This is a genomic window from Streptococcus sp. GMD3S, from assembly GCF_000298695.2.
Taxonomy (GTDB): domain Bacteria; phylum Bacillota; class Bacilli; order Lactobacillales; family Streptococcaceae; genus Streptococcus.
This window is the reverse complement of sequence record NZ_AJRC02000004.1, coordinates 119559-143810: the sequence shown is the minus strand read 5'-3', so window position 1 is coordinate 143810 and position 24252 is coordinate 119559. Positions and strand designations below refer to the sequence as shown.

Annotated in this window: 22 protein-coding genes; 7 read left to right on the top strand and 15 right to left on the bottom strand. The window is 42.7% G+C overall.

Translation table 11 applies throughout. The annotated features are described in order from the left end of the window. Together GMD3S_RS0203365 and GMD3S_RS0203360 are read right to left on the bottom strand one after the other, a co-directional pair. Positions 1–2695 (bottom strand): antigen I/II family LPXTG-anchored adhesin (locus tag GMD3S_RS0203365; protein WP_025172953.1); only part of this gene is annotated, 2695 nt, incomplete at its 3' end. 164 nt (positions 2696–2859) lie between these two features. After that, positions 2860–4059 (bottom strand): phosphoglycerate kinase, encoded by a 1200-nt coding sequence (locus GMD3S_RS0203360; RefSeq protein ID WP_001096776.1) that lies wholly within the window; start codon positions 4057–4059, stop codon positions 2860–2862. 353 nt (positions 4060–4412) lie between these two features. On the opposite strand from GMD3S_RS0203360, the gene GMD3S_RS0203355 reads away from it, so the two are divergent. Together GMD3S_RS0203355 and GMD3S_RS0203350 are read left to right on the top strand one after the other, a co-directional pair. Continuing rightward, positions 4413–5339 (top strand): helix-turn-helix transcriptional regulator, encoded by a 927-nt coding sequence (locus tag GMD3S_RS0203355; RefSeq protein ID WP_000764442.1) that lies wholly within the window; start codon positions 4413–4415, stop codon positions 5337–5339. A gap of 84 nt (positions 5340–5423) precedes the next feature. Next, positions 5424–5792: a hypothetical protein gene (locus GMD3S_RS0203350; RefSeq protein ID WP_002879744.1), complete on the top strand. Its 369-nt coding sequence runs from the start codon at positions 5424–5426 to the stop codon at positions 5790–5792. Positions 5793–5910: 118 nt separating this feature from the next. On the opposite strand, the gene GMD3S_RS0203345 is transcribed toward GMD3S_RS0203350, so the two are convergent. Beyond that, on the bottom strand, positions 5911–10563 hold the full coding sequence (locus GMD3S_RS0203345; protein ID WP_000792776.1) for an endo-beta-N-acetylglucosaminidase: 4653 nt from the start codon (positions 10561–10563) through the stop codon (positions 5911–5913). Between the two features lie 332 nt (positions 10564–10895). Between GMD3S_RS0203345 and GMD3S_RS0203340 the strand changes: the two genes are divergently transcribed. Beyond that, positions 10896–12527 carry a Na/Pi cotransporter family protein gene (locus GMD3S_RS0203340; RefSeq protein ID WP_000026660.1) on the top strand — a complete coding sequence of 544 codons (1632 nt, stop codon included), beginning with the start codon at positions 10896–10898 and terminating at the stop codon, positions 12525–12527. Positions 12528–12623: 96 nt separating this feature from the next. Here the strand turns inward: GMD3S_RS0203340 and GMD3S_RS0203335 are convergent, their stop codons facing one another. Together GMD3S_RS0203335 and pepA are read right to left on the bottom strand one after the other, a co-directional pair. Beyond that, complete coding sequence (locus tag GMD3S_RS0203335; protein WP_000840146.1) at positions 12624–12920, bottom strand: bacteriocin immunity protein; 297 nt, start codon at positions 12918–12920, stop codon at positions 12624–12626. A 20-nt stretch (positions 12921–12940) separates the two neighbouring features. Beyond that, positions 12941–14005, bottom strand: coding sequence for a glutamyl aminopeptidase (gene pepA, locus GMD3S_RS0203330; protein WP_000209181.1), 1065 nt, complete (start codon positions 14003–14005; stop codon positions 12941–12943). A 233-nt stretch (positions 14006–14238) separates the two neighbouring features. Between pepA and GMD3S_RS0203325 the strand changes: the two genes are divergently transcribed. The 4 genes from GMD3S_RS0203325 (at position 14239) to GMD3S_RS0203310 (ending at position 17963) form a co-directional block, all read left to right on the top strand. Beyond that, entirely contained in the window at positions 14239–15198 is a 960-nt protein-coding gene (locus tag GMD3S_RS0203325) for an ABC transporter permease (protein ID WP_000777218.1), read from the top strand. After that, entirely contained in the window at positions 15188–16144 is a 957-nt protein-coding gene (locus GMD3S_RS0203320; protein ID WP_001159839.1) for an iron chelate uptake ABC transporter family permease subunit, read from the top strand. Before GMD3S_RS0203325 ends, GMD3S_RS0203320 begins: the two co-directional genes overlap by 11 nt. Beyond that, complete coding sequence (locus GMD3S_RS0203315; RefSeq protein ID WP_000764285.1) at positions 16141–16893, top strand: iron ABC transporter ATP-binding protein; 753 nt, start codon at positions 16141–16143, stop codon at positions 16891–16893. The genes GMD3S_RS0203320 and GMD3S_RS0203315 overlap by 4 nt, the downstream gene beginning before the upstream one ends. A 98-nt stretch (positions 16894–16991) precedes the next feature. Next, a complete protein-coding gene (locus GMD3S_RS0203310; protein ID WP_000858272.1) occupies positions 16992–17963 on the top strand; it encodes a siderophore ABC transporter substrate-binding protein in 972 nt (323 codons plus the stop codon). Positions 17964–17994: 31 nt separating this feature from the next. Here GMD3S_RS0203310 and yidD read toward each other — a convergent pair whose 3' ends face one another. From yidD to GMD3S_RS0203260, 10 genes are all read right to left on the bottom strand, one after another. Further along, positions 17995–18237: a membrane protein insertion efficiency factor YidD gene (gene yidD / locus GMD3S_RS0203305; RefSeq protein WP_000821627.1), complete on the bottom strand. Its 243-nt coding sequence runs from the start codon at positions 18235–18237 to the stop codon at positions 17995–17997. After that, on the bottom strand, positions 18237–18959 hold the full coding sequence (locus GMD3S_RS0203300; protein ID WP_001222230.1) for a pseudouridine synthase: 723 nt from the start codon (positions 18957–18959) through the stop codon (positions 18237–18239). The genes yidD and GMD3S_RS0203300 overlap by 1 nt, the downstream gene beginning before the upstream one ends. Continuing rightward, positions 18946–19515, bottom strand: a complete 570-nt coding sequence (scpB, locus tag GMD3S_RS0203295) for an SMC-Scp complex subunit ScpB (protein ID WP_000105288.1) — start codon at positions 19513–19515, stop codon at positions 18946–18948. Before scpB ends, GMD3S_RS0203300 begins: the two co-directional genes overlap by 14 nt. Before the next feature lie 18 nt (positions 19516–19533). Continuing rightward, on the bottom strand, positions 19534–20262 hold the full coding sequence (locus GMD3S_RS0203290; RefSeq protein WP_000351903.1) for a segregation/condensation protein A: 729 nt from the start codon (positions 20260–20262) through the stop codon (positions 19534–19536). Continuing rightward, positions 20262–20996 (bottom strand): site-specific tyrosine recombinase XerD, encoded by a 735-nt coding sequence (gene xerD / locus GMD3S_RS0203285; RefSeq protein ID WP_337460030.1) that lies wholly within the window; start codon positions 20994–20996, stop codon positions 20262–20264. Before xerD ends, GMD3S_RS0203290 begins: the two co-directional genes overlap by 1 nt. Beyond that, entirely contained in the window at positions 20993–21454 is a 462-nt protein-coding gene (gene cbpB / locus GMD3S_RS0203280) for a cyclic-di-AMP-binding protein CbpB (protein WP_000560697.1), read from the bottom strand. The genes xerD and cbpB overlap by 4 nt, the downstream gene beginning before the upstream one ends. Continuing rightward, complete coding sequence (locus GMD3S_RS0203275) at positions 21451–21972, bottom strand: metallophosphoesterase (RefSeq protein ID WP_001118940.1); 522 nt, start codon at positions 21970–21972, stop codon at positions 21451–21453. Before GMD3S_RS0203275 ends, cbpB begins: the two co-directional genes overlap by 4 nt. Then, positions 21948–22919, bottom strand: coding sequence for a nucleoside-triphosphate diphosphatase (locus GMD3S_RS0203270; RefSeq protein ID WP_000182425.1), 972 nt, complete (start codon positions 22917–22919; stop codon positions 21948–21950). Before GMD3S_RS0203270 ends, GMD3S_RS0203275 begins: the two co-directional genes overlap by 25 nt. Then, positions 22916–23710, bottom strand: coding sequence for a glutamate racemase (racE, locus tag GMD3S_RS0203265; protein WP_000370381.1), 795 nt, complete (start codon positions 23708–23710; stop codon positions 22916–22918). The genes GMD3S_RS0203270 and racE overlap by 4 nt, the downstream gene beginning before the upstream one ends. A gap of 205 nt (positions 23711–23915) precedes the next feature. Next, positions 23916–24161 (bottom strand): YneF family protein, encoded by a 246-nt coding sequence (locus GMD3S_RS0203260; protein WP_000364984.1) that lies wholly within the window; start codon positions 24159–24161, stop codon positions 23916–23918. Positions 24162–24252: the final 91 nt, after the last annotated feature.

Sequence of the window (24252 nt, the reverse complement as noted above, 5' to 3'; positions counted from 1 at the left end):
GTGCTACTGGAGCTGGTTCCAATGGTTTCTCTGTCTCATATGTTGGCTCTTCTGGTTTTGATGGCTCCGGTTGATCTGGAGTTTTTACCGGTGGAGTTGGCTCATTTTCGTAGTTTGGTACTACTGGAGCTGGTTCCAGTGGTTTCTCTACTTCATAAGTAGGAGCTTGTGGTGCAGTTGGTTCTACTGGCGGAGTTGGTTTTTCTAATGTGATGGTTGGCAAATTAGTTGCTCGAACATTTCCGTTAATCGCAAACCAAATATTTGGCTTTTTGGGAGATAATTTCTCTGCTCTACGTGGATCATTCGCTGCAGGCTGTCCCAACACTTCTGAAGACGAAATTGTTCCGATAGTCATACTATTTGAAGGACCTGAGATTTCCACTGCTCCCGCACCATACCAAGAGTTTGGTGCATCTGCATTATCCCAACCAGAATCTGGTTGACTATTCTTATACATGGTGAAGCGGGAACCACCAACTCCTTTTTTGAAGTTTTCAGATTCTGTCGCATAAATTTGGCCGTTCTTTTCACCAACTGAAGAACCCGAAATTTTGATGAAATTCCCAGTATAATCTTTAGCCATCTCGATTGAGTTTGCTTCGCGGTTAAGAGACGCTACAGACATCAAGGCCTTGTCAAAATTAATAATTTGACCATCTTCATCATAGAATTGAAACTCAGTCTTAACGAAGAGAGAGGTAGCATCTTCTGTATTACCAGTATAAGCCGAAGCGAAAACCCCCATCGTTGGGTCTTTAAAAATTCCCAACCAAGCCTTATCATTGCGGAACTTGGAACTAGGATCAAGAGTATAAGTATAGACGATTTTAGAAACTTTTTTCCCTTGATAGTAAGTCCCCTGAAGATTCGTATAAGTTGCTGTTGCAGACTGACCTCGTTTCAGCAGGACTGAAGACCATTCAGTTGGTCCCTTACCACTTGTTACATTTGAATTGTACTCAGAATACTTACCGACTGTACCAAAGCTTTCCTGTTTGTTTGTCTGGTAGTTAGCATTTTGAATGTCTGTTACTTTAAAGTTATCCAACTGGAAGAGTTTATTGGCAAATTCTGCAGTATTCTTCACAGCTGCTTCCATGCCAGTATAGCTAACAAATTCACCAGTTGTAGTCAATGAAAGTTCAGCATTAGGCTCCGATTTGAAAATCAAACTTTGAGCACTTGGGCGACTCAAGTTTCCATCTTCATTCTTCTTTGATTCTGCTAAAGCCATAGCTGCCTTAATTTTAGCCTGCTCATCTTTATAAGCCTGCAACTTAGCCGGATACTCAGCCAACTCTTTCTTATATTTGGCAAGATCAGCTTCATACTGCTTCATCGCCGCTTCATAAGTTGCTTTTGCAGTTTCATTACGTTGTTTAATCGCTTCATTTTCAGCTTGAAGCGCTGCATTTTTTACCTTGTTGTCTTCAACAGCCTTCTCATAAGCTGCTTTAGCATCAGCATTTGCCTTTTGAACGCGAGCTAGTTCTGTCTGATAAGCCGCTAACTTAGTTTGATAGTCTGTTTCGTTAGCTGCATTCGCTTGTTTGACTGCTGCCAAGTCTTTTTCGTATTGTGCTATTTTAGCCTCATAAGTTGCCTTGGCTGTTTCATTTCGTTGCTTAATCGCTTCATTTTCAGCTTGGATAGCATTGTTTTTAGCTGTGTTTTCTTCAACAGCCTTCTCATAAGCAGCTTTAGCATCAGAATTAGCCTTTTGAACACGTGCCAATTCTGTTTGATAAGCTGCTAATTTAGCTTGATAATCAGCATCATTATCCTCTTTAGCTTTCTTAATAGCTGCAAGATCTGCTTCATACTGCTTCATCGCGGCTTCATAATTCGCTTTGGCAGTTTCATTACGTTGCTTAATCGCTTCATTTTCAGCTTTAAGCGCTTCGTTTTTCGCAGTGTTTTCTTTTACTGCTTTATCATAAGCCTCTTTAGCTTCAGCATTAGCTTTTTGTACTCGAGCTAATTCTGTCTGGTAAGCTGAAAGTTTATTTTGATAATCCTGTTGACTATCTTCATTTGCTTTTTTGACAGTTGCTAAATCTTTTTGATATTGTGCTAGCTTAGCCTCATATTCTGCTTTAGCTGTTGCATTGGCAGTGTTGATTTTTTCAACTTCTTCTTGATGACTTTTTAGATCTTTTTGATACTTGTCATCCGCTGCTTTGTTTTCAGCATTGATTTTATCTGTTTCAGCCTGATGAGCTGAAACATCTTTTTTATACGCTTCAGTTGTTTTCTTTACTTCTTCAGCCTGTTTAGCATAGTCGCTTTTAATCTCATCTTGTTTTTGAGCATTCTCTGTAGCAGTTGTGGCTGTTCCTTTGTCTTTTGTTTCATCTTGAACTACCTTAACTCCTGCAGATTTTGCATCAGCAACTGCTTTATCCAAATCAGCTGATGATACTTCTACTGGCAAAGCTGAGTCTTTAGAACCAGCCTTAGCTTGGCTTGCTTTGGCAACTTGGCTCATTTCACCCTGAGCTTCAGGTAGATTTGTGGCTGGGTTCCCTGTAGTAGCTACCTCAACTGTACTTGTACTAGTTGTCTCTGTAACTTCATCAGCAAATACTGCTTTGTCTGCAAAAGCAATCAAAGCAGTTCCTAAAACAGCACCACACAACGTTTTCGCAACTTTGCTTTTACGAAATCCATAGACTTCTTTTTTATTTTTCATTATAATCCTTTTCCTTATCTAAATTTAGTCGTTACTTTTTATACTAGCACTTTACAAGGCAGGATGCAAATATTTACTCTTTTTTTATTTATAGAAAAATTCCACCTATTTATAAATTAAATTAAAAAGAAGATGGTCACACCATCTTCCTTTAGTTAAACTATTTATTTTTCAGTCAAAGCTGCAAGTCCTGGCAATACTTTACCTTCAAGGAGTTCCATTGATGCTCCACCACCAGTAGAGATCCATGAGAACTTGTCTGCACGGCCAAGGTTGATGGCTGCAGCAGCTGAGTCACCACCACCGATGATTGATTTCACGCCTGGTTGTTTCACGATAGCGTCCATTACACCGATTGTACCAGCTTGGAAGTCTGGGTTTTCAAATACACCCATTGGTCCGTTCCAAACAACTGTTTTGGCACCAGTCAAAGCTTCGTCAAATTTAGCGATAGATTTTGGACCGATGTCAAGACCAAGGAAACCTGGGTCAACTGCTTCACCTTCAGTATCTTTCACTTCAGTGTAGTCAGCAAATGCGTTTGCTTCTTTTGAGTCAACTGGCAAGATCAATTTGCCGTTTGCTTTTTCAAGAAGAGCTTTAGCGACATCCAATTTGTCTTCTTCAACAAGTGAGTTACCGATTTCGATACCTTGTGCTTTGTAGAATGTGTAAGTCATCCCACCACCGATAAGGACTTTATCAGCTTTTTCAAGCAAGTTTTCGATAACACCGATCTTGTCTGAAACTTTTGAACCACCAAGGATAGCCACGAATGGACGTTCTGGAGCTTCAACTGCTTCTTGGATGTAGGCAATCTCGTTTTCAAGAAGGAAACCAGCAACTGCTTTTTCAACGTTTGCTGAGATACCAACGTTAGATGCGTGTGCACGGTGAGCTGTACCGAATGCATCGTTTACGAAGATACCATCTCCAAGTGATGCCCAGTATTTACCAAGTTCAGGATCGTTTTTAGATTCTTTCTTGCCGTCAACATCTTCGAAACGAGTGTTTTCAACCAAGAGAACTTGTCCATCTTCAAGAGCGTTAACAGCGGCTTCCAATTCAGCACCACGTGTAACACCTGGGATAAATTTAACTTCTTGTCCCAATTTAGTAGCCAAGTCAGCAGCTACAGGAGCAAGTGATTTACCTTCTTTGTCTGCTTCTTCTTTTACACGTCCAAGGTGAGAGAAGAGGATTGCACGTCCACCTTGTTCAAGGATGTACTTGATAGTTGGAAGAGCTGCAGTGATACGGTTGTCATTGGTAATCACGCCATCTTTAACAGGTACGTTGAAGTCAACACGAACGAGAACTTTTTTCCCTTTCAAGTCAACGTCTTTAACAGTCAATTTTGCCATTAGATATGACTCCTTCTTTTTTTATACGTGTTAATTATATCACAAAATCAGCAAAAGAGATAGAAAAACCCTAAACTTTTCTTGTTCATTCTTCTATCTACTAACCTAAAAATCTAGGATTACCGTACGGGAAATGGCAATTTTCACATAATTCGGTTGGAATAATTTAGGTAAATTTCTTGATTGATCTACCTAATTACTTCTATACCATTCTTTTTCTAACATTTTAATCCTTAATATTCTAAACTCTACAGTCCTTCTTTTTGAATTGCTAGGTTTCTTATTATACAATATAACTAAAATAGTTTCTTTAGTTTGTGCTATTTGAGATTAAAAGAAGGGGAATTGCTACCATGAAATTAGAAAGACTAATCTATATTTTACTGTCTCTTTTAAATAAGAAGAGAATAACAGCTAAAGAGATTGCAGAGAGATTTGAAATATCTACTCGAACTGTATATAGGGACATGGATACACTCAGTTTAGCGGGGATCCCAATCTATTCGGAACGTGGAGATAAGGGAGGTTTCTATATACCGAGCGACTATAAGATAGACAGAAACTTTTTCACTGAGGAGGAGAGACAGTTTATCATTAATATGAGCCAAAATGTTAGTAAAATCGTTGGCCATTCAAGTCTTGACAGTATCGAACACAAGCTGTCTTCTCAAGAAATTACAAGAGCAAACAGTCCTTTTTACTTTGATCTCAGTTCCTGGACTCTTAATACAAATTATTTACTAGACATTGAGGAAGCGATACAATCTAAACAGATGATTTCTTTTTCTTACTATTCGAAAAAACAAGAGAAAAGTCAGCGAACAATTATCCCATACAGATTGATCTATAAACTGAATGCTTGGTATGTTATCGGTTACTGCTTAGAAAAATTAGATTTTCGTATTTTTAAATTAACTCGAATTCGAGAACTAGAACCAGTGGAGATAAAAGATAAATCATTCGATTATCCACGTTTATCTCAAGAAATGTTAGAGCTTTTTTTAAATCCCCCAAAACATAAAGTGGAGGGGCAAAGAGAAGAAATCGAACTAGTTTTTACAAGATTTGCACTTCCAAAAATCTACGATCACTTCACGGAAGAAGAAATCAGAGTCGAGGACGAAATAATAAAAGTTCAGGCATTTAGAGCTTTAACTCCTTCATTTTTTGATTTACTATTAAGTTTTGGTTATCAAGTAAAGGTCGTATCCCCAAGTCACTTACAAAATCTACTGGTCAGTACTCTCAAAAAAAATCTTCAGCAATATGACAACCTGTAGTCATATTTCCTTTTGTATACTCTTAAGTGGGCAAAATATTTCGTGATATTCATCATAGCCCAATTATTTTACAGGAGGTTCCAAATGGATACAAAAACACTTGCAGAAAGCTATTTTACGGCAGTAAATGAGGGAGGCTGGGAAGATTTCGTAGCTGAAAACTTTGATTATGGCATGTGCGATAGTATAGAAATTCGACAAGGACGTGATGTTTATTTGCAAGGCGCAGGCCAATTCTATGCTTTAAGCCAGCATCTTGAAGTGAAGCAATTACTTGTTGATGGTCGAGCAGTCTCAGCTTTAAATCGCTACCGTCTACATTCTCCTCAAGGAAAAGAACTTGAACTGGATGTCGCAGAATTTCTGAAATTCGATGAATTTGATAAATTAGTTGCATCCAATATTTATTTCGACACCTATCGTTTCCAAAAATTTATCCAAGGAATTGAATAACAAAAATCTAGCTTCAAATTTACTCTTCAATTTCAAAACTAAAAACAAGGTCTAACTAATCTACAGTCAAACCTTGTTTTTTTATTTTTATGAGAAAATCCAAGATTCGTAAATCTGATTAGTCTTCTCTCCTCTTTTTAGAGAGCAAGCCGTAGCCACTCATTACTCCGAGAAGTCCCAGCGCTACTAGACTAGCATCTCTTGTCGCTCCCGTATTTGGCAGCTCTTTCGTTCCTACTTCAACAATTTCTGGAAGAGCTTCCTTGAGAACCTCAGTAGAATGAAGGGTGCGTTTGCCCTGAGCATCAACTTCTACAAAGCGACGAACATGGCCTTCAACTCCTACTTGTACTAGCTGACGTTGGCCTTTGAGAAGGGCTGCATTTGGTCGTTCTTGACGTTCGAAGGAAACTGTTCCCTCTTCAACTTCCAGTTTCGGAGTTTCTAGAACTAAATCTTTCACACCTTCAGCTGGTTGGTTGCTTGATAGAACTTTTGTTCCAACTTCGGTGATTTCTGGGATTGCTTCCTTGACTACCTCAGTCGAACGAAGAGTGCGTCTACCTTGGGTATCTACTGCTACAAAGTGGCGAACTTGACCTTCAACTCCAGCTTGCACAACACGGCGTTGTCCTTTGAGAAATTCGGAGTTTGGTCGCTCCTGACGTTCATAGGCTGTTGTTTCAGTTTCAATAACTAGTTCAGGGAGGGCCTCAACCGTCGGGGCCACTTCATTTGGATCCATGCTACCAACATGATGGCTTTCTTCTGCAGGAGCTAGTTTCTTATTCAGCTTTTCTTTCATTTCTGAAAAAGCTTGTGGAGTTGGCATCTCTGAAGCTAATAAAGTTTCTGCTTGTTCAATCAACTCAGCTTTAGGATCTTTTTCACGGACAGATTCGAGCAAACCTTCCAATTCTTCTCTAGCTGTCTGATAACGTTGATTTCCATCCAAGTCCGCTCCAGCTTGTTTCAATTCATTCAAGGCTTTATTGACTTCTTCTTGACTGGCATCATGGTTTTCTGCTACAGCTTTCGCTACATTGAGCTTCTCTACTAGTGCTGCTTGTTTGTCCTCGCTTGAGAAGGTGTAGGCAAGGGTTGACTGACGGCCTTGGGCAGCAGTAATTTCTTGTTTGAGGTACTCGTCGTTGACAGCTGCTTTTGGAGAAACCAAGACATCGAACTCAGCTGTGTGTCCCTTGTAATGCAAGGTCAAGGTTTGTCGTCCAGTCTTTTGAGCATCGTAGCCTGTAATTTCAACACCTTGATCTGTAAAGGCATGGCTTTCTTCTGTCTCATCATCATAGAGAACGCCGAAGCGACCTTCTGCAAGATCCAGTTGATCTCCTACTAGATAGTCTGTTTTCGGTTTCTGAGTAATGTACAAGCCTGCTACTTCTTTCGGCTTCCCTTCATCTTGACCAGTCACTTGTACTTTTAAGTCACCAGTAACCGAAAGTCCAAGGTAGCTGACTGTGAGCTTTTGTTCCCCTTTTTGATGAGCGTCGTATCCAGAAACAGTCACACCTGAGTGAGTAAGGTTAATCAGCTCATCGGCTTGTCCCCCTTCGTACTGAACACGGAGGGTTCCGCCTCTGAGGTCAAGTTTTTCTCCCTCTTTGTAAACTATCTTCTTAGGTCCTTTTTCAAGGCTAACTGCAGCAATTTTTCTCTCATCCTGCGGAATCGCTACAGCCAAGGTGTTACTGATTTCTTTGCCAGGTAGTTGGGTACGATAGTAGAGGAGAGTTGGTTGCTTGTCAAAGCCCAATGGTGCTGTTGCCAGGTCGCCACCAGTTTCAGACTTCAAGGTTGCAATTGGTGTTTGTGAATCTGCCTTGTCGTAAACGGTGATAGTTGCACCCGCTGGAACATCAGAGAAACCAAGTTGAACTTGGTGGTTTCCAAGTGAACGGGCAGCTACCTTAGCCATTGGAATATTTTGACTTTCTGTGTCCAAGGTTTCGTACATCTTCCAGTTGTAGATACGAATGGCCTTCCAAGGTGTCCCATTATCTGAAGTGATAACTTTTAGGCGCCAGTCTTGGGCAGTGATTGGTTTGTCAAGAGTGATATCTGTCACGTGTGCTTTGTTGCCACGGACTTCCTTAGCTAGTTTCCACTCACCATCTGTATCCTTGTAGTAAAGATCAAAGTCCTTGGTGTTCATCAAACCATCGTTGACAGACTCACCACCAGCTCCCGCATGATCCATGACCCATCTAACAACGGTACGTGACTTGGTCAAACGAATATCCACACTACCGCTCAACTGAGCTGAAGACCACTTGTCTGACAGACTTGTAATCGTACCATTCAACATGCCTTCGATGCCTTCCCCGCCTTCAGTATTCGGGAAAGTGCTACCAATAACCGTTGCCCCTGGAACAATATTTTCAGCCAAAGGTCTTGGGAGAGTTGTATCCTGAACAGTCATGCCCCAGTTGAATGACGCAGTTGCAGCCTCAGAACGGAGTCCATTTTTACCAACTGCAACGACTTTCAATTCCTGAGTCGTACCAGTCGCATTAGCAGAACGGCTAACTTTTGGCAAGTAGATGGTTGAAGCAGATGAACCCGTCAACAAACGCCAGTTGTCACCGTCTTTTTCATAGACTTCATAGAAATCTGCATCTTGGTTACCCGTAAATTGAACAACTGCTTCAGCTTCTTGAGCATTCTTAAGAGATTGTTTCACTACTGAGAGACCTGTAGGTGCTTGTGGCGCTTGGTGATTGTCCGAGATAGTTAATTGTCCTAGGTTGAACTGGTAATCTTTTACAGAACCTTCATGCTCGAAGAAGAGTTTGACTGCATAGATGGTTTTTCCAGCTAGTGAGCTAAGGTCAAATTCTTCATTCTTCCAGTCATCAGAGAGAGTCAGTTCTTTCCATGCAGCTGCATCCTCAAATTTGTAGTCTGGAGTCGTAGAGAAGGCCATATAAACTTTAGAGCCTTTTCCTCCCTTGTGGGCAACCCGAAGTTTGGTGTTTTCAGTTACTTCTAGTTTGGTAGAATACAAATTCACATCCTGGTCCGTCTTACCAGCTACATCACCTGAGAATTTAAGGGAGTTACCTCCATTATAGGCATCTGTAAAGTCATATTCTGCACGAAGTTTTTCCCCCGTTGAAGTCTGCCACCAGCGCCATGTTGGCAAGACACCTGAAACCGAACGGTAGTTCCACTCAGAATCCTTAGAAACTTTACCGTCTACAAACCACTTTCTACCATGGCCTGTATTAAAAGAGGTCGTGAAGGTTCGGCCAACTGCTGGTGTGCGGTCAGCAACTAAATTGGCAATCCCATACCACTCTTTGTCAGCTGGTTTTTGAGCCGTTGGATCTCCTTGGTAGCCTGTGAAGAAGATATCTTCGTTCTTGTGGTAGTCTTCGCCTGTTTTTCCTAGACTGGTAATCGTATCTGGTGCAAAAAGTCCAAGTGACAAACGCAACTTGCCTTTTTCATCTAAGAGGGCATCCCATTTGACTTTGGTCTTATAAGAGCCACCTTGTTGCAATTCCAAGCCTGCAAAGACATCATACTGGCTACGTTCTAGCCATTTTGCCATCTCTACGGAGTGGTCATTCTTTTCCTTGTTCCAGTTGAAATTGGCAAAAAATTGATCTGCAGGGACTTTGTCTCCTTCTTTTTGCATGAACTGGTAGTTGTAATCACCTAGACCATCTTCGTGGTAACGACCATATTTGTAGGTCATGGCATCGTACCAAGCATACTTGATTGGGTGGTTGACCTTAGCTGCATATTCTTTTGTATAGAGCATGAATTGGCGCATTTTTTCACCAAGAGGTGCTACCAATTCCCCCGTTGTTTCCTGATTAATGAAATATCCATCAAATCCATAGTACTTAGCAAGATCGACAAGTTTCCGTGCGATAGGGAAGGTGCCATCTGCATCTTGTTTCAAGGCAGCTGCAAATTTCTCTTGGTCGGCAATGCTATTTGACCAGTTGAAAAAGAGTGTTCCATAAACGGGAACTCCGTTGCGGTGACCGGCATCAATGACATCTGGAGTTGGAACTAGACCTTCCCAGAAGACCATTGAATCCAAGTATTGCCAGTAATCAAAAGCGTAGGCCTTGAATTCCTCACCACCGACAGAAGCGTGGTCTTTAGCTTTTGAGTTGGTATTTGCTAGAGCTTGAACCTTGGCTCTTCTGCTTGCTTTTTCATTAACCAACTGGCCTCTATGGCGCTTGGCGAGTTCAACTGATGAACGGTTAATGGGATCATCCTCACGCGCACCCGGTTCCCATTTCAACAAATCCTCCCAAGTATCAAATTTGATTTCTTTTGGTCGGAGACTCTTTTCTTCATTTTTAGGAACGTCTGCTAGAGTCGGTTTGTCGGCTTTCTTCTCAGTCACTTGAGGAGCTTCCGCTGGTTTGACTTCTTCTTTTTCAGTTGGTTGAGCAGGTTTTTCAGTTTTATCTGTCAGAGCTGGCTTCGCTTCTTCTTTTTCATTAACCAGATCCGTTATTGCTGGAGTGTTTTCTGAAATTGGTTGCTCAGCTACTTTGTTTTCAGTTTCCTCTAATTGTTTTTCGAGAGCTGCAGTATCTGGATTAGTTGTCTCACTAGTACTTGTCGCTTTAGCGCTCGTATTTGCAGCTGTTTCAGGGACTGCGACTTGTTCGGCAAGAGCTGGACTCACAAATAGAGCTGAACCAATCATCAAGGAACAAGCCCCGATTGACAGCTTACGAATACTGTAACGGCAACGTTTTTCAAAAAATAGATTTTTCATCTTATCCTCCTAATAAAATATAAAGTAAGCGCTTTACTTTTTGATAAAAAGTAACTGTTCTCAGTGCACACTACCAGAACAGAATCATCTTCATTTTATCCTATATGAAAGCGATGTCAATCTATTTAACATAAAAACTATAACTAGGATAATAATCAGTAAAATTTGGACACAATCCTATAAATCATCTATCTTAAAGGGAATCTATCTCTCATTTTAAAAGAAAGTTCTTGTTTCTTATGAAAATTTCAGCTAAACACTTGTGAGATTTACTTTTATCCTTTAAAATAGAATAGGAGAAATTCCGTTATTATTTTTCGGAGGAAAAAGAAATGTCCATTAATTGGCAGGAAATTTTATTTCACTTTTTAGGAGGTCTAGGACTATTTTTATACAGTATCAAGACCATGGGAGACGGTTTGCAACAAGCTGCTGGAGATCGCCTTCGTTTTTACATTGACAAGTACACTAGCAATCCCTTTTTAGGCGTTCTAGTCGGAATCGTCGTGACTGCCCTGATTCAGTCAAGTACGGGGGTTACAGTTATCACGGTCGGACTGGTCAGCGCTAGTCTTCTCACTCTTAGACAGGCTATCGGAATTATCATGGGAGCCAACATCGGAACCACTGTTACTTCCTTTATCATCGGTTTCAAACTAGGCGAGTATGCTTTACCCTTGATTTTCCTTGGAACCATGTTCCTCTTCTTCACAAAAAACAGAACAGCAAACAATATCGGGCGCATCCTGTTTGGTGTAGGGGGAATCTTCTACGCTCTCAACCTCATCAGTGCCGGGATGAGTCCACTTAAAGATTTACCACAATTCAAGGAATATATGGTAACCTTGGGACAAAATCCTATTTTAGGAGTGGTAGCTGGTGCAGTGATTACCGTCCTCATCCAGGCATCTTCTGCAACTATCGGGATTTTGCAAGGTCTCTATGCAGGTGGGTTCCTTGACCTTAAAGGTTCACTACCAGTTCTTTTCGGAGATAATATCGGGACAACCCTAACAGTTATCATTGCGGCAGCTGGAGCCAATGTCTCTGCAAAGCGCGTTGCGGCAACCCACGTTACCTTTAACGTTTTAGGGACTATTCTTTGCTTAATCTTATTAGGCCCCTTTACTGCTATGATCGAGTACTTCCAGGCACTCCTTCACCTCTCACCTGAGATGACCATCGCCTTCTCGCACGGTGCCTTTAACGTAAGTAACACCATTGTACAATTTCCATTCATCGGAGCCTTGGCCTACTTTGTAACCAAGCTCATCCCTGGTGAAGACGAGGTTGTCAAGTACGAGCCTCTTTATCTCGACGAACAACTTATCCAGCAATCTCCTTCTATTGCCCTAGGAAATGCCAAAAAAGAACTCTTGCACTTGGGGAACTATGCAGCCAAAGCTTTTGACCTTTCTTATACCTATATCATCGGTTTGGATGCAAAGGTAGCTGAAAAAGGGCACAAGACAGAGGAAGCTATCAACACCATCGATGAAAAACTCACTCGTTACCTCATTCGACTCTCAAGCGAATCCTTGAGCCAAAAGGAAAGCGAAGTCTTGACCAACATTCTGGATTCATCTCGTGATTTGGAACGAATTGGGGACCACGCAGAAGGCTTGCTCAACCTAACAGACTACCTTCAACGTAAGAATGTTCAATTTTCTGATGCTGCTTTAGAGGAATTAGCTGAGATTTATCAAGCAACAACTGCATTTATCAAGGATGCCCTTGATAGTGTGGAAAACAATGATATTGAAAAAGCTCAGAGTCTGATTGAACGTCATAAAGAAATCAACAATATGGAACGCGTTCTCAGAAAGACCCACATCAAACGCCTTAACAAGGGTGAGTGTTCTACACAAGCTGGAGTCAACTTTATCGACATCATTTCCCACTACACTCGTGTGTCTGACCATGCTATGAACCTAGCCGAAAAGGTCATTGCTGAACAAATCTAATAACCTAAAAGCTATCCTGAATGGGATGGCTTTTTTCGTCTCCTAATTAAGAATTTCTTTTGAAACATATAAAAAATACTTTGATTCACAATGGAATCAAAGCATTTTAAAGAGTTCTCCAAACATGATAGCAGAAACTGCAGTGCCCCTATACTTGGCTTCTTCTCTTTTGATAAAGCGCGCCAAGTTGATCAACTCAGGTGCTGGGTGTTTGGGATTGATGAGCAATTCACGGGTGACCAGTCCTGAAAGTCGGACTGCTAGTAATTGCTCATTTGTAGTGGGTAGTTTTTTAGCAGTCTCTAGGAGAGCAGCAACTAAATCTTCACTCAAGCCCTGACGAGCATGGTTGTAGAGATCTCTTATAAGGCTTTCTAGGTTTGGTTCTGCCATCCCGACCACCTCCCTTATGCTTAATAATGTTTAATCAAATCAACCGTTGAACGATCCAATTTTTTCACCAAGGCTTGCAAGAAAGCTTGAGCTTCTAGGAAGTCATCCATCGCGTAGAGAGTTTGGTGAGAGTGGATATAACGAGCGCAGACACCGATGGTTGTTGATGGGACACCACCATTTTTCAGATGAGCTGCTCCAGCGTCTGTTCCACCTTTTCCACAGTAGTATTGGTACTTGATACCTGCTTCTTCAGCCGTTGTCAAAAGGAAATCCTTCATACCTGGGAGGAGCAAGTGACCTGGATCGTAGAAGCGAATCAAAGTTCCGTCCCCAATTTTGCCTTGACCACCATAAACATCACCAGCAGGTGAACAGTCAACAGCTAGGAAAACTTCTGGATCAAACTTAGTTGTAGAAGTATGAGCGCCACGAAGACCAACTTCTTCTTGGACGTTCGAGCCAAGGTAGAGTTCATTTCCGAGTTTTTGACCTGACAAGGCTTCTGCTAGCTCGCTTACCATGAGAACACCGTAGCGGTTGTCCCAAGCTTTTGAGATGATATTTTTTTCATTGGCTGTCAAGATAGCAGAGCTATCAGGGACAATGGTGTCACCTGGACGGATACCAAAGCTTTCTGCCTCAGCCTTGTCCGCAAAACCACCATCAAAAATGATATCTGAAATAGCTGGCATGGTTGGCCCACCTGTTCCACGTGTCAAATGTGGAGGAACAGAACCTGAGATCACGGGAATTTCACGACCGTCACGAGTAAAGAGTTTAAAGCGTTGACTGCTGACCACCATAGGGTTCCAGCCACCGATTTCAACCACACGGAAGGTTCCATCTGGCTTAATCTCGCTGACCATAAAACCAACTTCGTCCATGTGAGAAGCGACTAAGACGCGTGGTGCATCCGCAGCTTCTGAATGCTTGATACCGAAAATACCACCTAAGCCATCTGTCACCACTTCATCCACGTGTGGTGTCAACTTTTCACGAAGATAAGTCCGGACAGGCGCTTCATGACCTGAGATTGCAGCAAGCTCTGTTACTTCTTTGATTTTTGAAAATAATGTTGTCATATCAGTTCCTTCTTTCTGTCCTCCATTTTACCACTTTTTATAGGAGAAGGATAGTGGGAAGGTGGATTGGTTTTTACTCAGTTTTCCAATAAAAGAGAGGGGCAGATGTAATTTCAGAAATTTTTCTTTCTTTTTACATTAAATTGTCAGAAAATTTATTGACAGATTAAAAAAATCGTGTTACATTATCTCCAAGGGTATTTTTATACCAAATCTACATGAAAGGACGGGGCATGAAACTCTCTCATATTTTAACAGGCTTACTTCTACTCCTGGTCTTTCTCTCCATTACCATTGGAACCAGTGATTTTTCTTGGGAAAAATTCTTTGCTTTTGACCAACAGACCTGGCTTCTCTTTCAAGAGTCGCGTCTTCCAAGAACCATCAGTATTCTCCTTGCAGCCTCCAGTATGAGCATGGCAGGACTCCTCATGCAGACCATTACTCAAAATCAATTCGCTGCTCCAAGTACAGTCGGAACCACAGAAGCCGCTAAACTGGGAATGGTGTTAAGCCTCTTTGTCTTTCCGTCTGCGAGTCTGACCCAAAAGATGCTCTTTGCTTTTGGCTCATCCATTTTATTTACCCTCTTTTTCCTGGCCTTTATGACTATTTTTTCTGTAAAGGAAAGGTGGATGTTGCCCTTGATCGGGATCATCTATAGTGGGATTATCGGTTCTGTCACAGAAGTTATCGCCTATCGTTTCAATCTGGTTCAGAGTATGACTGCTTGGACCCAGGGCTCCTTCTCCATGATTCAGACCCATCAGTATGAGTGGCTCTTCTTAGGCCTCATTATCCTGATAGCCGTTTGGAAATTCTCCCAAACCTTCACCATCATGAATCTGGGCAAGGAAACCAGTGAAAGTTTGGGGATTTCTTACTCTCTACTTGAAAAACTGGCCCTTTTTCTGGTGGCGCTAACGACAAGTGTCACCATGATTACCGTGGGTGCCTTGCCTTTTCTCGGAGTCATCGTTCCCAATCTTGTCCGCAAGCGCTATGGAGATAATCTGAGCCAAACTAAACTCATGGTCGCTCTGGTCGGAGCCAATATGGTTCTGGCCTGCGACATCCTCTCTCGAGTCTTGATTCGGCCCTATGAGCTGTCTGTCAGTCTCCTACTAGGAATCATCGGTAGCCTCGTCTTTATCCTACTTCTCTGGAGAGGGGGACAAAAAGATGCAGTTTAAAAGCAAACATACCAAGCTCTTCTGCCTTCTCATTATTCTGGCCATTGGAGCTTGTCTTCTCTACTTTTGGCCCATCACCCATCTATCTTCCTTTGCCTGGAAGCTACGTTCCCAAAAAATCATCGTTTATCTCTTGGTAGCCGTCGCGACAGGGATTTCGACCATTAGTTTTCAAACCCTGACGGAAAATCGCTTTCTGACGCCAAGTATTTTGGGAATCGAATCCTTCTATGTCTTGCTACAGACCCTGCTACTGATATTTGAAAGCAAATTTCTACAGCTTGGAAAGTCGCCTGTCTTAGAATTTCTAATCTTGCTTCTGCTTCAATCCCTCTTCTTTCTCGCCTTACAAGGCTACTTGAAGACGCTGATGAAGCAAGATCTGGTTTTCATTCTGCTAATCTGCCTAGCCCTGGGAAGTCTCTTTCGAAATATCAGTACCTTCCTCCAAGTCCTGATGGATCCAAATGAATACGATAAACTGCAGAACACTCTCTTTGCCTCCTTTCAGCATCTCAACACTTCCATCCTAGCCATCGGTTCTCTGATCATCCTTGCCTTGACAATCTTTTTCTTTCGAAAAGCAGTCGTTCTGGATGTCTTGCACCTGCAAAGAGAAACGGCTCAGATACTGGGACTCGATGTTGAAAAAGAACAGAGAGAACTCCTCTGGGGCATCGTGCTTTTGACCTCAACAGCGACTGCCTTGGTAGGACCTATGGCCTTCTTCGGCTTTATGCTAGCCAATCTCACTTACCTGATTGTCAAAGATTATCGGCACAAGTTGCTCTTTATCGTAGCCATTCTGATTGGATTTATTAGTTTGACCTTGGGGCAAGCCCTCATCGAACGAGTCTTTGCGCTGGAAATTCGCATCAGCATGATCATCGAGAGTGTGGGTGGTCTCTTATTCTTTATCTTACTTTACAGGAGGGCACGTCAGTGAAACTGGAAAACATTGACAAATCCATTCAAAAACAGGATATTTTGCAAGACATTTCCCTTGAAGTCAGTCCTCAGAAACTGACAGCCTTCATTGGTCCAAACGGCGCCGGGAAATCAACTCTTCTCTCCATCATGAGCAGACTGACCAAGAAAGATCAGGGGATTCTCAGTATTAAAGGCCGGGAAATCGAAAGCTGGAATTCCCAAGAACTGGCCAAAGAACTCACCATCCTAAAGCAGAAGATTAATTACCAAGCCAAATTGACTGTAGAAGAACTGGTCAGCTTTGGACGTTTTCCCTACAGTCGTGGTCGACTGAGGGCGGAAGACTGGGAAAAAATTCGAGAAACCCTTGACTATCTGGAACTGACCAACTTAAAAGACCGCTACATCGATAGTCTGTCTGGCGGACAACTCCAACGTGTCTTTATCGCTATGGTACTAGCCCAGGATACAGACTTTATCTTGCTGGACGAACCGCTTAACAATCTCGATATCAAGCAAAGTGTCAGCATGATGCAGATCCTTCGGCGACTGGTGGAGGAACTTGGCAAAACCATTATCATCGTCCTCCACGATATCAACATGGCTAGCCAATATGCGGATGAAATTGTTGCCTTTAAGGACGGTCAAGTCTTTTGCAAGGGAACGACTGCTCAAATCATGCAGGCTGACCTGCTCAGTCAACTTTATGAGATTCCCATCACACTGGCTGATATCAATGGCAAAAAGATCTGTATCTATAGCTAGCTATTCTGAACTCATGTTAGAGAACCCTCTGTCTCTTAGCTAACAAACCTATTTAAGAGACCCCCTACATCGTTACTATATTTTAAAAAGGAGAAATCATGAAAACATCCCTTAAACTTTATCTCACTGCCCTAGCGGCTAGCTTCTTGCTCTTACTTGGTGCATGTAGTACAAATACAAATTCAAGCAATAGCCAGACAGAGACAAGTAGCTCTGCTCCAACAGAGATAACCATTAAAAGTTCACTAGATGAGGTCAAACTTTCAAAGGTTCCTGAAAAGATTGTGACCTTTGACCTCGGTGCTGCGGATACTATTCGCGCTTTAGGTTTTGAAAAGAATATCGTCGGAATGCCTACAAAAACTGTTCCGACTTACCTAAAAGATCTTACAGGAAATGTCAACAATGTGGGTTCCATGGTTGAGCCAGACCTAGAAGCCATTGCTGCTCTTGAGCCGGATTTGATTATCGCTTCTCCACGTACCCAAAAATTCGTAGACAAGTTCAAAGAAATTGCTCCAACCGTTCTCTTCCAAGCAAGTAAGGACGACTACTGGACTTCTACCAAGACCAACATCGAATCCCTTGCAAGCGCCTTTGGTGAAACAGGCACTCAGAAAGCCAAGCAAGAATTGGCTAACCTAGATAAGAGCATCCAAGAAGTCGCTACTAAAAACGAAAGTTCTGACAAAAAAGCCCTTGCTATCCTCCTCAATGAAGGAAAAATGGCTGCCTTTGGTGCCCAATCTCGTTTCTCTTTCTTGTATCAAACCTTAAAATTCAAGCCAACTGACACCAAATTTGAAGACTCTCGCCACGGACAAGAAGTCAGCTTTGAAAGTGTCAAAGAAATCAATCCTGACATCCTCTTTGTCATCAACCGTACCCTTGCCATTGGTGGGGACAACTCAAGCAACGATGGCGTCCTAGAAAATGCCCTCATCGCTGAAACTCCTGCTGCTAAAAATGGTAAAATCATCCAACTAACACCAGACCTCTGGTATCTAAGCGGAGGCGGACTTGAATCAACTAAACTCATGATTGAAGACGCTCAAAAAGCTTTGAAATAAACAAGAAAACCCAACATCAGGTGATGTTGGGTTATTTTTTTTCTTGATTTCGTCTGAGGGAAAAGTGATCTGGGACGGGGTCCTTACCTGTTTTCGACCAGGGGTGGCAACGTAAAATCCGAGCCAAGCCCATCAGAACACCCTTGAAGCCATGTTTTTCAATAGCCTGAATCATGTAGTTGGAACAAGTCGGCTCAAAGCGACAAGAGGGGGGAAAGGCTGGGGAGATAAAACGTTGGTAAAAGCGTACTGGCGCTATTAAGATGCGTTTCATTATTTCTTGGTTACAGCCATAGTGTGTAGTTGGCTGATTTCTTTTTTATTAAGGCGACGGGATTCTCCCGGACGAAGACCTGTCAAGTCTAGGTGTCCAAAACGTGTCCGCGACAACTTATCCACTTGAAGACCGACGGCTTCAAACATCTTTTTAACCTGATGGTTGCGTCCTTCATGGATAGTCAACTGCACTACTGAGCGATTTTTGACTGGATCCACTTTGAGAATTTCATATACAGCTGGCTTAGTTTTCTTGCCATCAATCTCAAGTCCACGGGTCAAGGGACGGAGATTTTCTTTGTTGGCCACACCTTTAACACGCGCGACATAGACCTTATCAATCTCATTACGGGGGTGAATCATCTCATCCGTAAAATCACCATCATTGGTCAAAATCAAGACACCTGATGTATCCCAGTCCAAACGTCCAACTGGGTAAATCCGTTCTTTTACATTGGGCAAGAGGTCTACAACAGTCTTGCGGCCCTTGTCGTCTGTCACACTGGAAATCACTCCGCGTGGTTTGTTAAGCAAATAGTAGACCTTTTCTTCGTTGTAGATGGGCTGGCCTTCCACTTCGACCTTGTCACCAGACTTGATGGTCGTTGCGAGTTCACGCACCACTTGACCGTTAACTGTCACCAAACCTTGCTTGATCAACTCTTCTGCTTTTCTCCTACTGGCCACACCTGCGTGGGCAATATACTTATTGATTCTCATCTTCTTCTATCCTTTCACCAAATAATTGGCTTTCTTGGGCTTGAATCTCAAGCTCATCAATCACTGGTAATTCTTCTAAATGGTTAATCCCCATGTAATCTAGAAAATAATCCGTAGTCACATAGAGATTAGGGCGACCCAAAACTTCTTTTTTCCCATCTTCTCGTATCAAGTCAAAGGCCTGCAACTTCGCCAAGGCCCCACTCGAGTTAACCCCACGGATAGCATCAATCTCAATTCGGGTAATCGGTTGCTTGTAGGCAATGATGGACAAGGTCTCAAGGGCCGCCCGAGATAAACTCTGGTTGATGGGCGCCTTGGAGTATTCCTTCAAAATCGCTGCAAATTGAGGCTTGGTCACCAATCTGTAAGCGCCCCCTGTCTCAATCAGGGACAAGCTAGACTCTTGGTCTTTTTCATACTTTTGGGCTAATTTTTCTAAACTCTGCTGGATGCCTGTCGGGGGAAGCGATAGGAGTTCAGCCAACTGACGGACTCGAATCCCATCTTCACCTGCTACAAACAAGAGCGCTTCTATTTCTGCTAAAGTACTCATCTTTCCTCTCTATCAAGTCTAGCTTTGTGCCTCTTGACTTTCTTCCTTCTTTTCCATGAGATAGATATCTCCGAAACTCTCCTCTTGCACGAGGATCAGTTCCTGGGTTTTGATTAACTCTAGGGTTGCCAAAAAGAGGGTAATAACCTCTTGAACATTCTGGGCTTCCTTGAACAAATCCTGCAAACGCAACTGATCTCGTCCTGACAAGGACTCTTTTACGATGATCATCATGTCCTCAATCTTATACTCATCCCGCAAGATGGTCGTGTGATTCTGTGCGAACTCCTCTTTTTTCTTGGCTAGGATATTTGAAAATGCCAAAAAGAGGTCAATGGTCGTCCTATCATGCACAAGCTCCGCATCTTCGTAGATCAACTCTGTCGGCGCTTTGGAATAGTACTGAGCCCGATCTTGGTGCTTAGCCTCCAAGTGCTCACCCAAGAGTTTAAACTTGCGGTATTCTTCGATTTGGGAGAGAAGGTCTTGCTCCAGGTCACCCTCTAAGTCTGTCACTTCTGCTACCTTTGGCAAGAGCTTGCGGCTCTTGATCAGCATGAGCTGACTGGCCATGACCATGTACTCACCAGTCACTTCCAGACGCATGGCCTGCAGGGTTGAGACATAGGCTAGGTACTGTTCGATGACTTCTGTAATAGGCACATCGTAGATATCCATCTGGTACTTAGAAACCAAGTGCAAGAGCAGGTCCAGTGGCCCTTCAAAATCTTTTAATTTAATATCCATTATCTATATTTTTCTAAGGTCAGGACTGTTTTTAATCCTAATTTTTTTGCAATTTCGTACAAATCAACCTTGTTTTCTATTTGTCTTAGAATAAACTGTTCCCGCAAGGCTTGGGCTGATAAGGTGGGGAAACCTTTCTCCTTGACAAAGGACTCCAGCTGACGAAAGGCCCATTGGCGAGAATAGGCTTTCCCTGCCCTTTCAAAGAGATAGGTCTGCCCCATCAAGGGTTCTAGCTCTGGAGTCAAGATCGTGGGTATGGTGACAATTCTCTGTTGGGAAGCCTTGCTGATTCGCAACACCTGAAAATCCAGATTGATATCTGCAACCTTAAGGGCTAAAATCTCACTAGGCAAGAGCCCTAGCTCCAAGATAAGAAGCGCCAGCAAGCGTCCTTCTGTATAATTACTTTCCTGCCAAAAAGAGTCTAGGTCTAGAATCTCTGGTTTTTCAGTCTTCTTTTCAGCTTGTTTGGCTAATTCCAAACGATAAAAACTGTCCACTTCTTCTTTTCGATAGAGAAAGTAGAGAAATTGGTTACAGGCCGAAAGTTTTCGCTTCTGGGCGCTGATTTTTAGATTGGCTAGCTGGCCTTGGTAAATCTTGAGACTAGTTTCAGAGATCCGCTCACCCACAATGTCTAAAAATTGCTCTAGATCATACTTATAGGACTGCTTGGAATTGGCAGACAAGCCCTGTTTTTCCTCTAAAAAGGCTGAAATCCTATCTCTCATTTGCATCGAATCTCATATTCCTTACTAAAGTCATGTAAGAGAGCATTGACAGCCTTGAGGATAGACTTGCGCGTGATGATTCCTTGAAAAATCCCTTCACCATCTACGACTGGTAAGAAAGGTTCATCTACCAGTTTATGGAGGACCTCTGTGATGTTATAGTCTGGAGCGACAACTGCCACATCCGTCTTGGTCATATTGACGATGTCTGTCGTTGCCATCTGCTCATCCGTCAAACCTTGCTCCATTTGATAAGCCAAAATGTCTCTCAGACCAATGGTTCCGACAAAGCGTTTGTCAAAGGTCACAACAGGGATACGGGTATAGGTAATTTGGCTCAGCACCAAAATTGCATGATCAGCATTATGGGTATCAATCAAGGCTGCTAGATTCTCAGCAGGGGTAAGAAAAGTCTCTTCCTGCTCCAATAAAAATGCTTCAAATTCCTTGGCAATCATCGAGTAAACTCCTTGGACAAGCCCGGATAAACCTCATGATCACGTGTCAAAAAGTCTACTTTGAAATAGCTGTCATCAATCTCCACACGGGCATAGAGGCATTCTCTAATAGTTCCTCGTGGTTGGCTGATGGAGCCTGGATTTAGAAAAAGAGTCTTTCCTTCCATCCAAGCATTTGGCACATGCAAGTGACCATAGAGACAGATATCGGCATCTTCTTCCTGAGCCCAGTAGTCCAACTTTTGAAAATTGAAATTGATGTCAAACAAGTGTCCATGCGTCTGTATGATCTTGGTGGGACCAAGTTGAGTCACCAAACGTTCTGGGTAGCCAGCATAAAAGTCCATATTTCCTTTGACGACATGGATGCCCTCCCAAAGCGGAGAGTCTGGACGGAGTTCTGAGTCACCATCGTGAAAAATGGCATCAACTTTACCCAGATAGCGGTCACGGATTTCTTCCACAATCAAGCTATCTCCGTGGGAGTCACTCATTACAATGATGGTTTGCTTTGCCATGATGGAAATACCTCCAAAAGTTTCTTAACGGCTAAGGCGCGGTGAGATTGGCTATTTTTTTCTTCAAGGGTTAATTCAGCTGCTGACTTACCTGTCTCTCCCACAAGGAAAAGCGGGTCATAGCCAAAGCCATTTTCCCCCTTGGGTTCAAAGTTGATATAACCTGGCCAGTCAGCTTCGACAACCAAGCTTTCCTTGTTTGGACTAGCTACGACTAGGGTTGTATGGAATTGAGCTGAGCGGTCCTTGAATTCAAAGACCATGGCCAATTCGTGCAAGAGTTTGGCATTGTTTTCACGATCAGTTGCTCCTACACCAGCGAATCGCGCTGACCAGACTCCTGGCAAACCGCCAAGGACATCGACTTTGAGACCTGAGTCATCTGCCAAAACCATCTTTCCTGTTAATTGGGAAATAGTTTCTGCTTTAAGTCGAGCATTTTCTTCAAAGGTCATACCTGTTTCAGCTACTTCAGGCAGATCTGGATAGTCATTGAGATTTTCCACATCGTAGCCTAACTTGTCAAAGATAGCTCGGAATTCCTTGGTCTTGCCCTCGTTACGAGTCGCAATGAGCAGAGTTTCTCTAACCTTGCTAGTTTCAAAGAAGGCTTCTACATCGACTCCTTCTTTAGGCAATTCAACATGCAAAAGCTTTCCATCTTCAACCAAGAGCAGAGCTCCCTGACGTTGGATGACTTCTAGATTACGGCCTGCTTCTGCATTTAAAATCTCAACGATAAAGGAGAGCAGACGAAAGTTAGAAGACCAGCGCATCACCGTTATCGTAATCGGAAAGCCGTTTTCCTCGTCACGAAAAATCCGCGCTAAATCCATAAAATCAAGCTCGAGAGGATCTTTGATAAGGCTATAGATGTCTCCATAGACATCCCATACACCGACATACCAGTCCTGGTCATCCTTGTATTCATAAATTTTATTTGTCATAAAGTTACATGCTCCACATGAATCTCTTTTTCCAGCCATTCTGCTCCAATCTGGGCAAAACTTTGGCTATTGGCTGTTGTGTAAAAACGATGTTGAAGAGGTCCCGCATCTCGGCTACGGTTGATTTCAAAATAGTTAAGCAAAACCGAGATATCCCGTACACACTCTGCCCCACTATCGATGAGCTGAACCTTTGGTCCCATGACATTTTGGATGATAGGGCGAAGGAGTGGGTAATGGGTACAACCCAAAATCAGGCTATCCACCTTGCCGACCAAGGGACGCAGAGTTTCATAGACCACTTTCTTAGTAACACTGGTTGACAGGGCACCAGACTCCACCAAGGGAGCAAGCTTGGGACAGGCCAAACTCTCCACCTGTAAATCCGGATCCAGATCATGGATTTTCTGACGGTAGATGTCTGATTGGACCGTCATGGGTGTTCCAATGACCCCGATTTTCCCACCTTGACTGGACTTGATAGCTGCCGAAGCTCCTGGCAAAATCACACCTAGGACAGGAATGTCTAGTTGGGCCTTGATTTCTTCCCAAACGACCGCAGTCGCAGTGTTACAAGCTATGACAATCATTTTGACATCCTTGGTCAAGAGAAAGTTGACCAACTGCCAAGTATATTCACGAATTTGCTCAGCAGGACGGGGACCATAGGGCGCCCGTGCCGAATCTCCAATATAGACGATTTCTTCATGGGGAAGCTGGCGCATGAGCTCACGAACAACGGTTAAGCCCCCGACACCCGAATCCAAAAAACCAATTGGTCGATTATCCATACAGTCTTCTTTCTAGTCTTTTTTCTGATTGATAGTTCATCATAATTACTCGTCCTAAATGAACGGATAGACAGCTTGATAGAATGGCAACTGCCTCTCTCTTAATCATAATCAAATATCAATAGAATGCAAGGAAAAAGTCTTATCCTTGAGAACTATTGAACATAGTGAGAAGTCTGGAACTTTCATCCCAGACTTTTCCTATTTATTTCTTTTTGTTCTTAGCAAGGGCTGCTTTTTGTTGGCGGATGATTTGGTGGTAAACTTGTTGTACCTTGGCTTCGCTTGGTTTTTGACCATTTGCACTCAAGAGAGCACGAACTGCGTCAGCGTTCAAACGTGGGTTGTCAGCATATTTTTTTTCGATTTGCTTACGAGCCAAGTAAATCCCTCCAAGAGCTCCCCCTAGAAAAGCTAGCACAATCAAGACAATTGCTAAAAGTAAATCCATTCTTTTTCTCCTGTTTCTTTTTGAGTCTTCTATATTATACCATAAAGTGACTTTCCTGACTAGTTTGTTTTACGCTTTCAAGAGGGGGGTA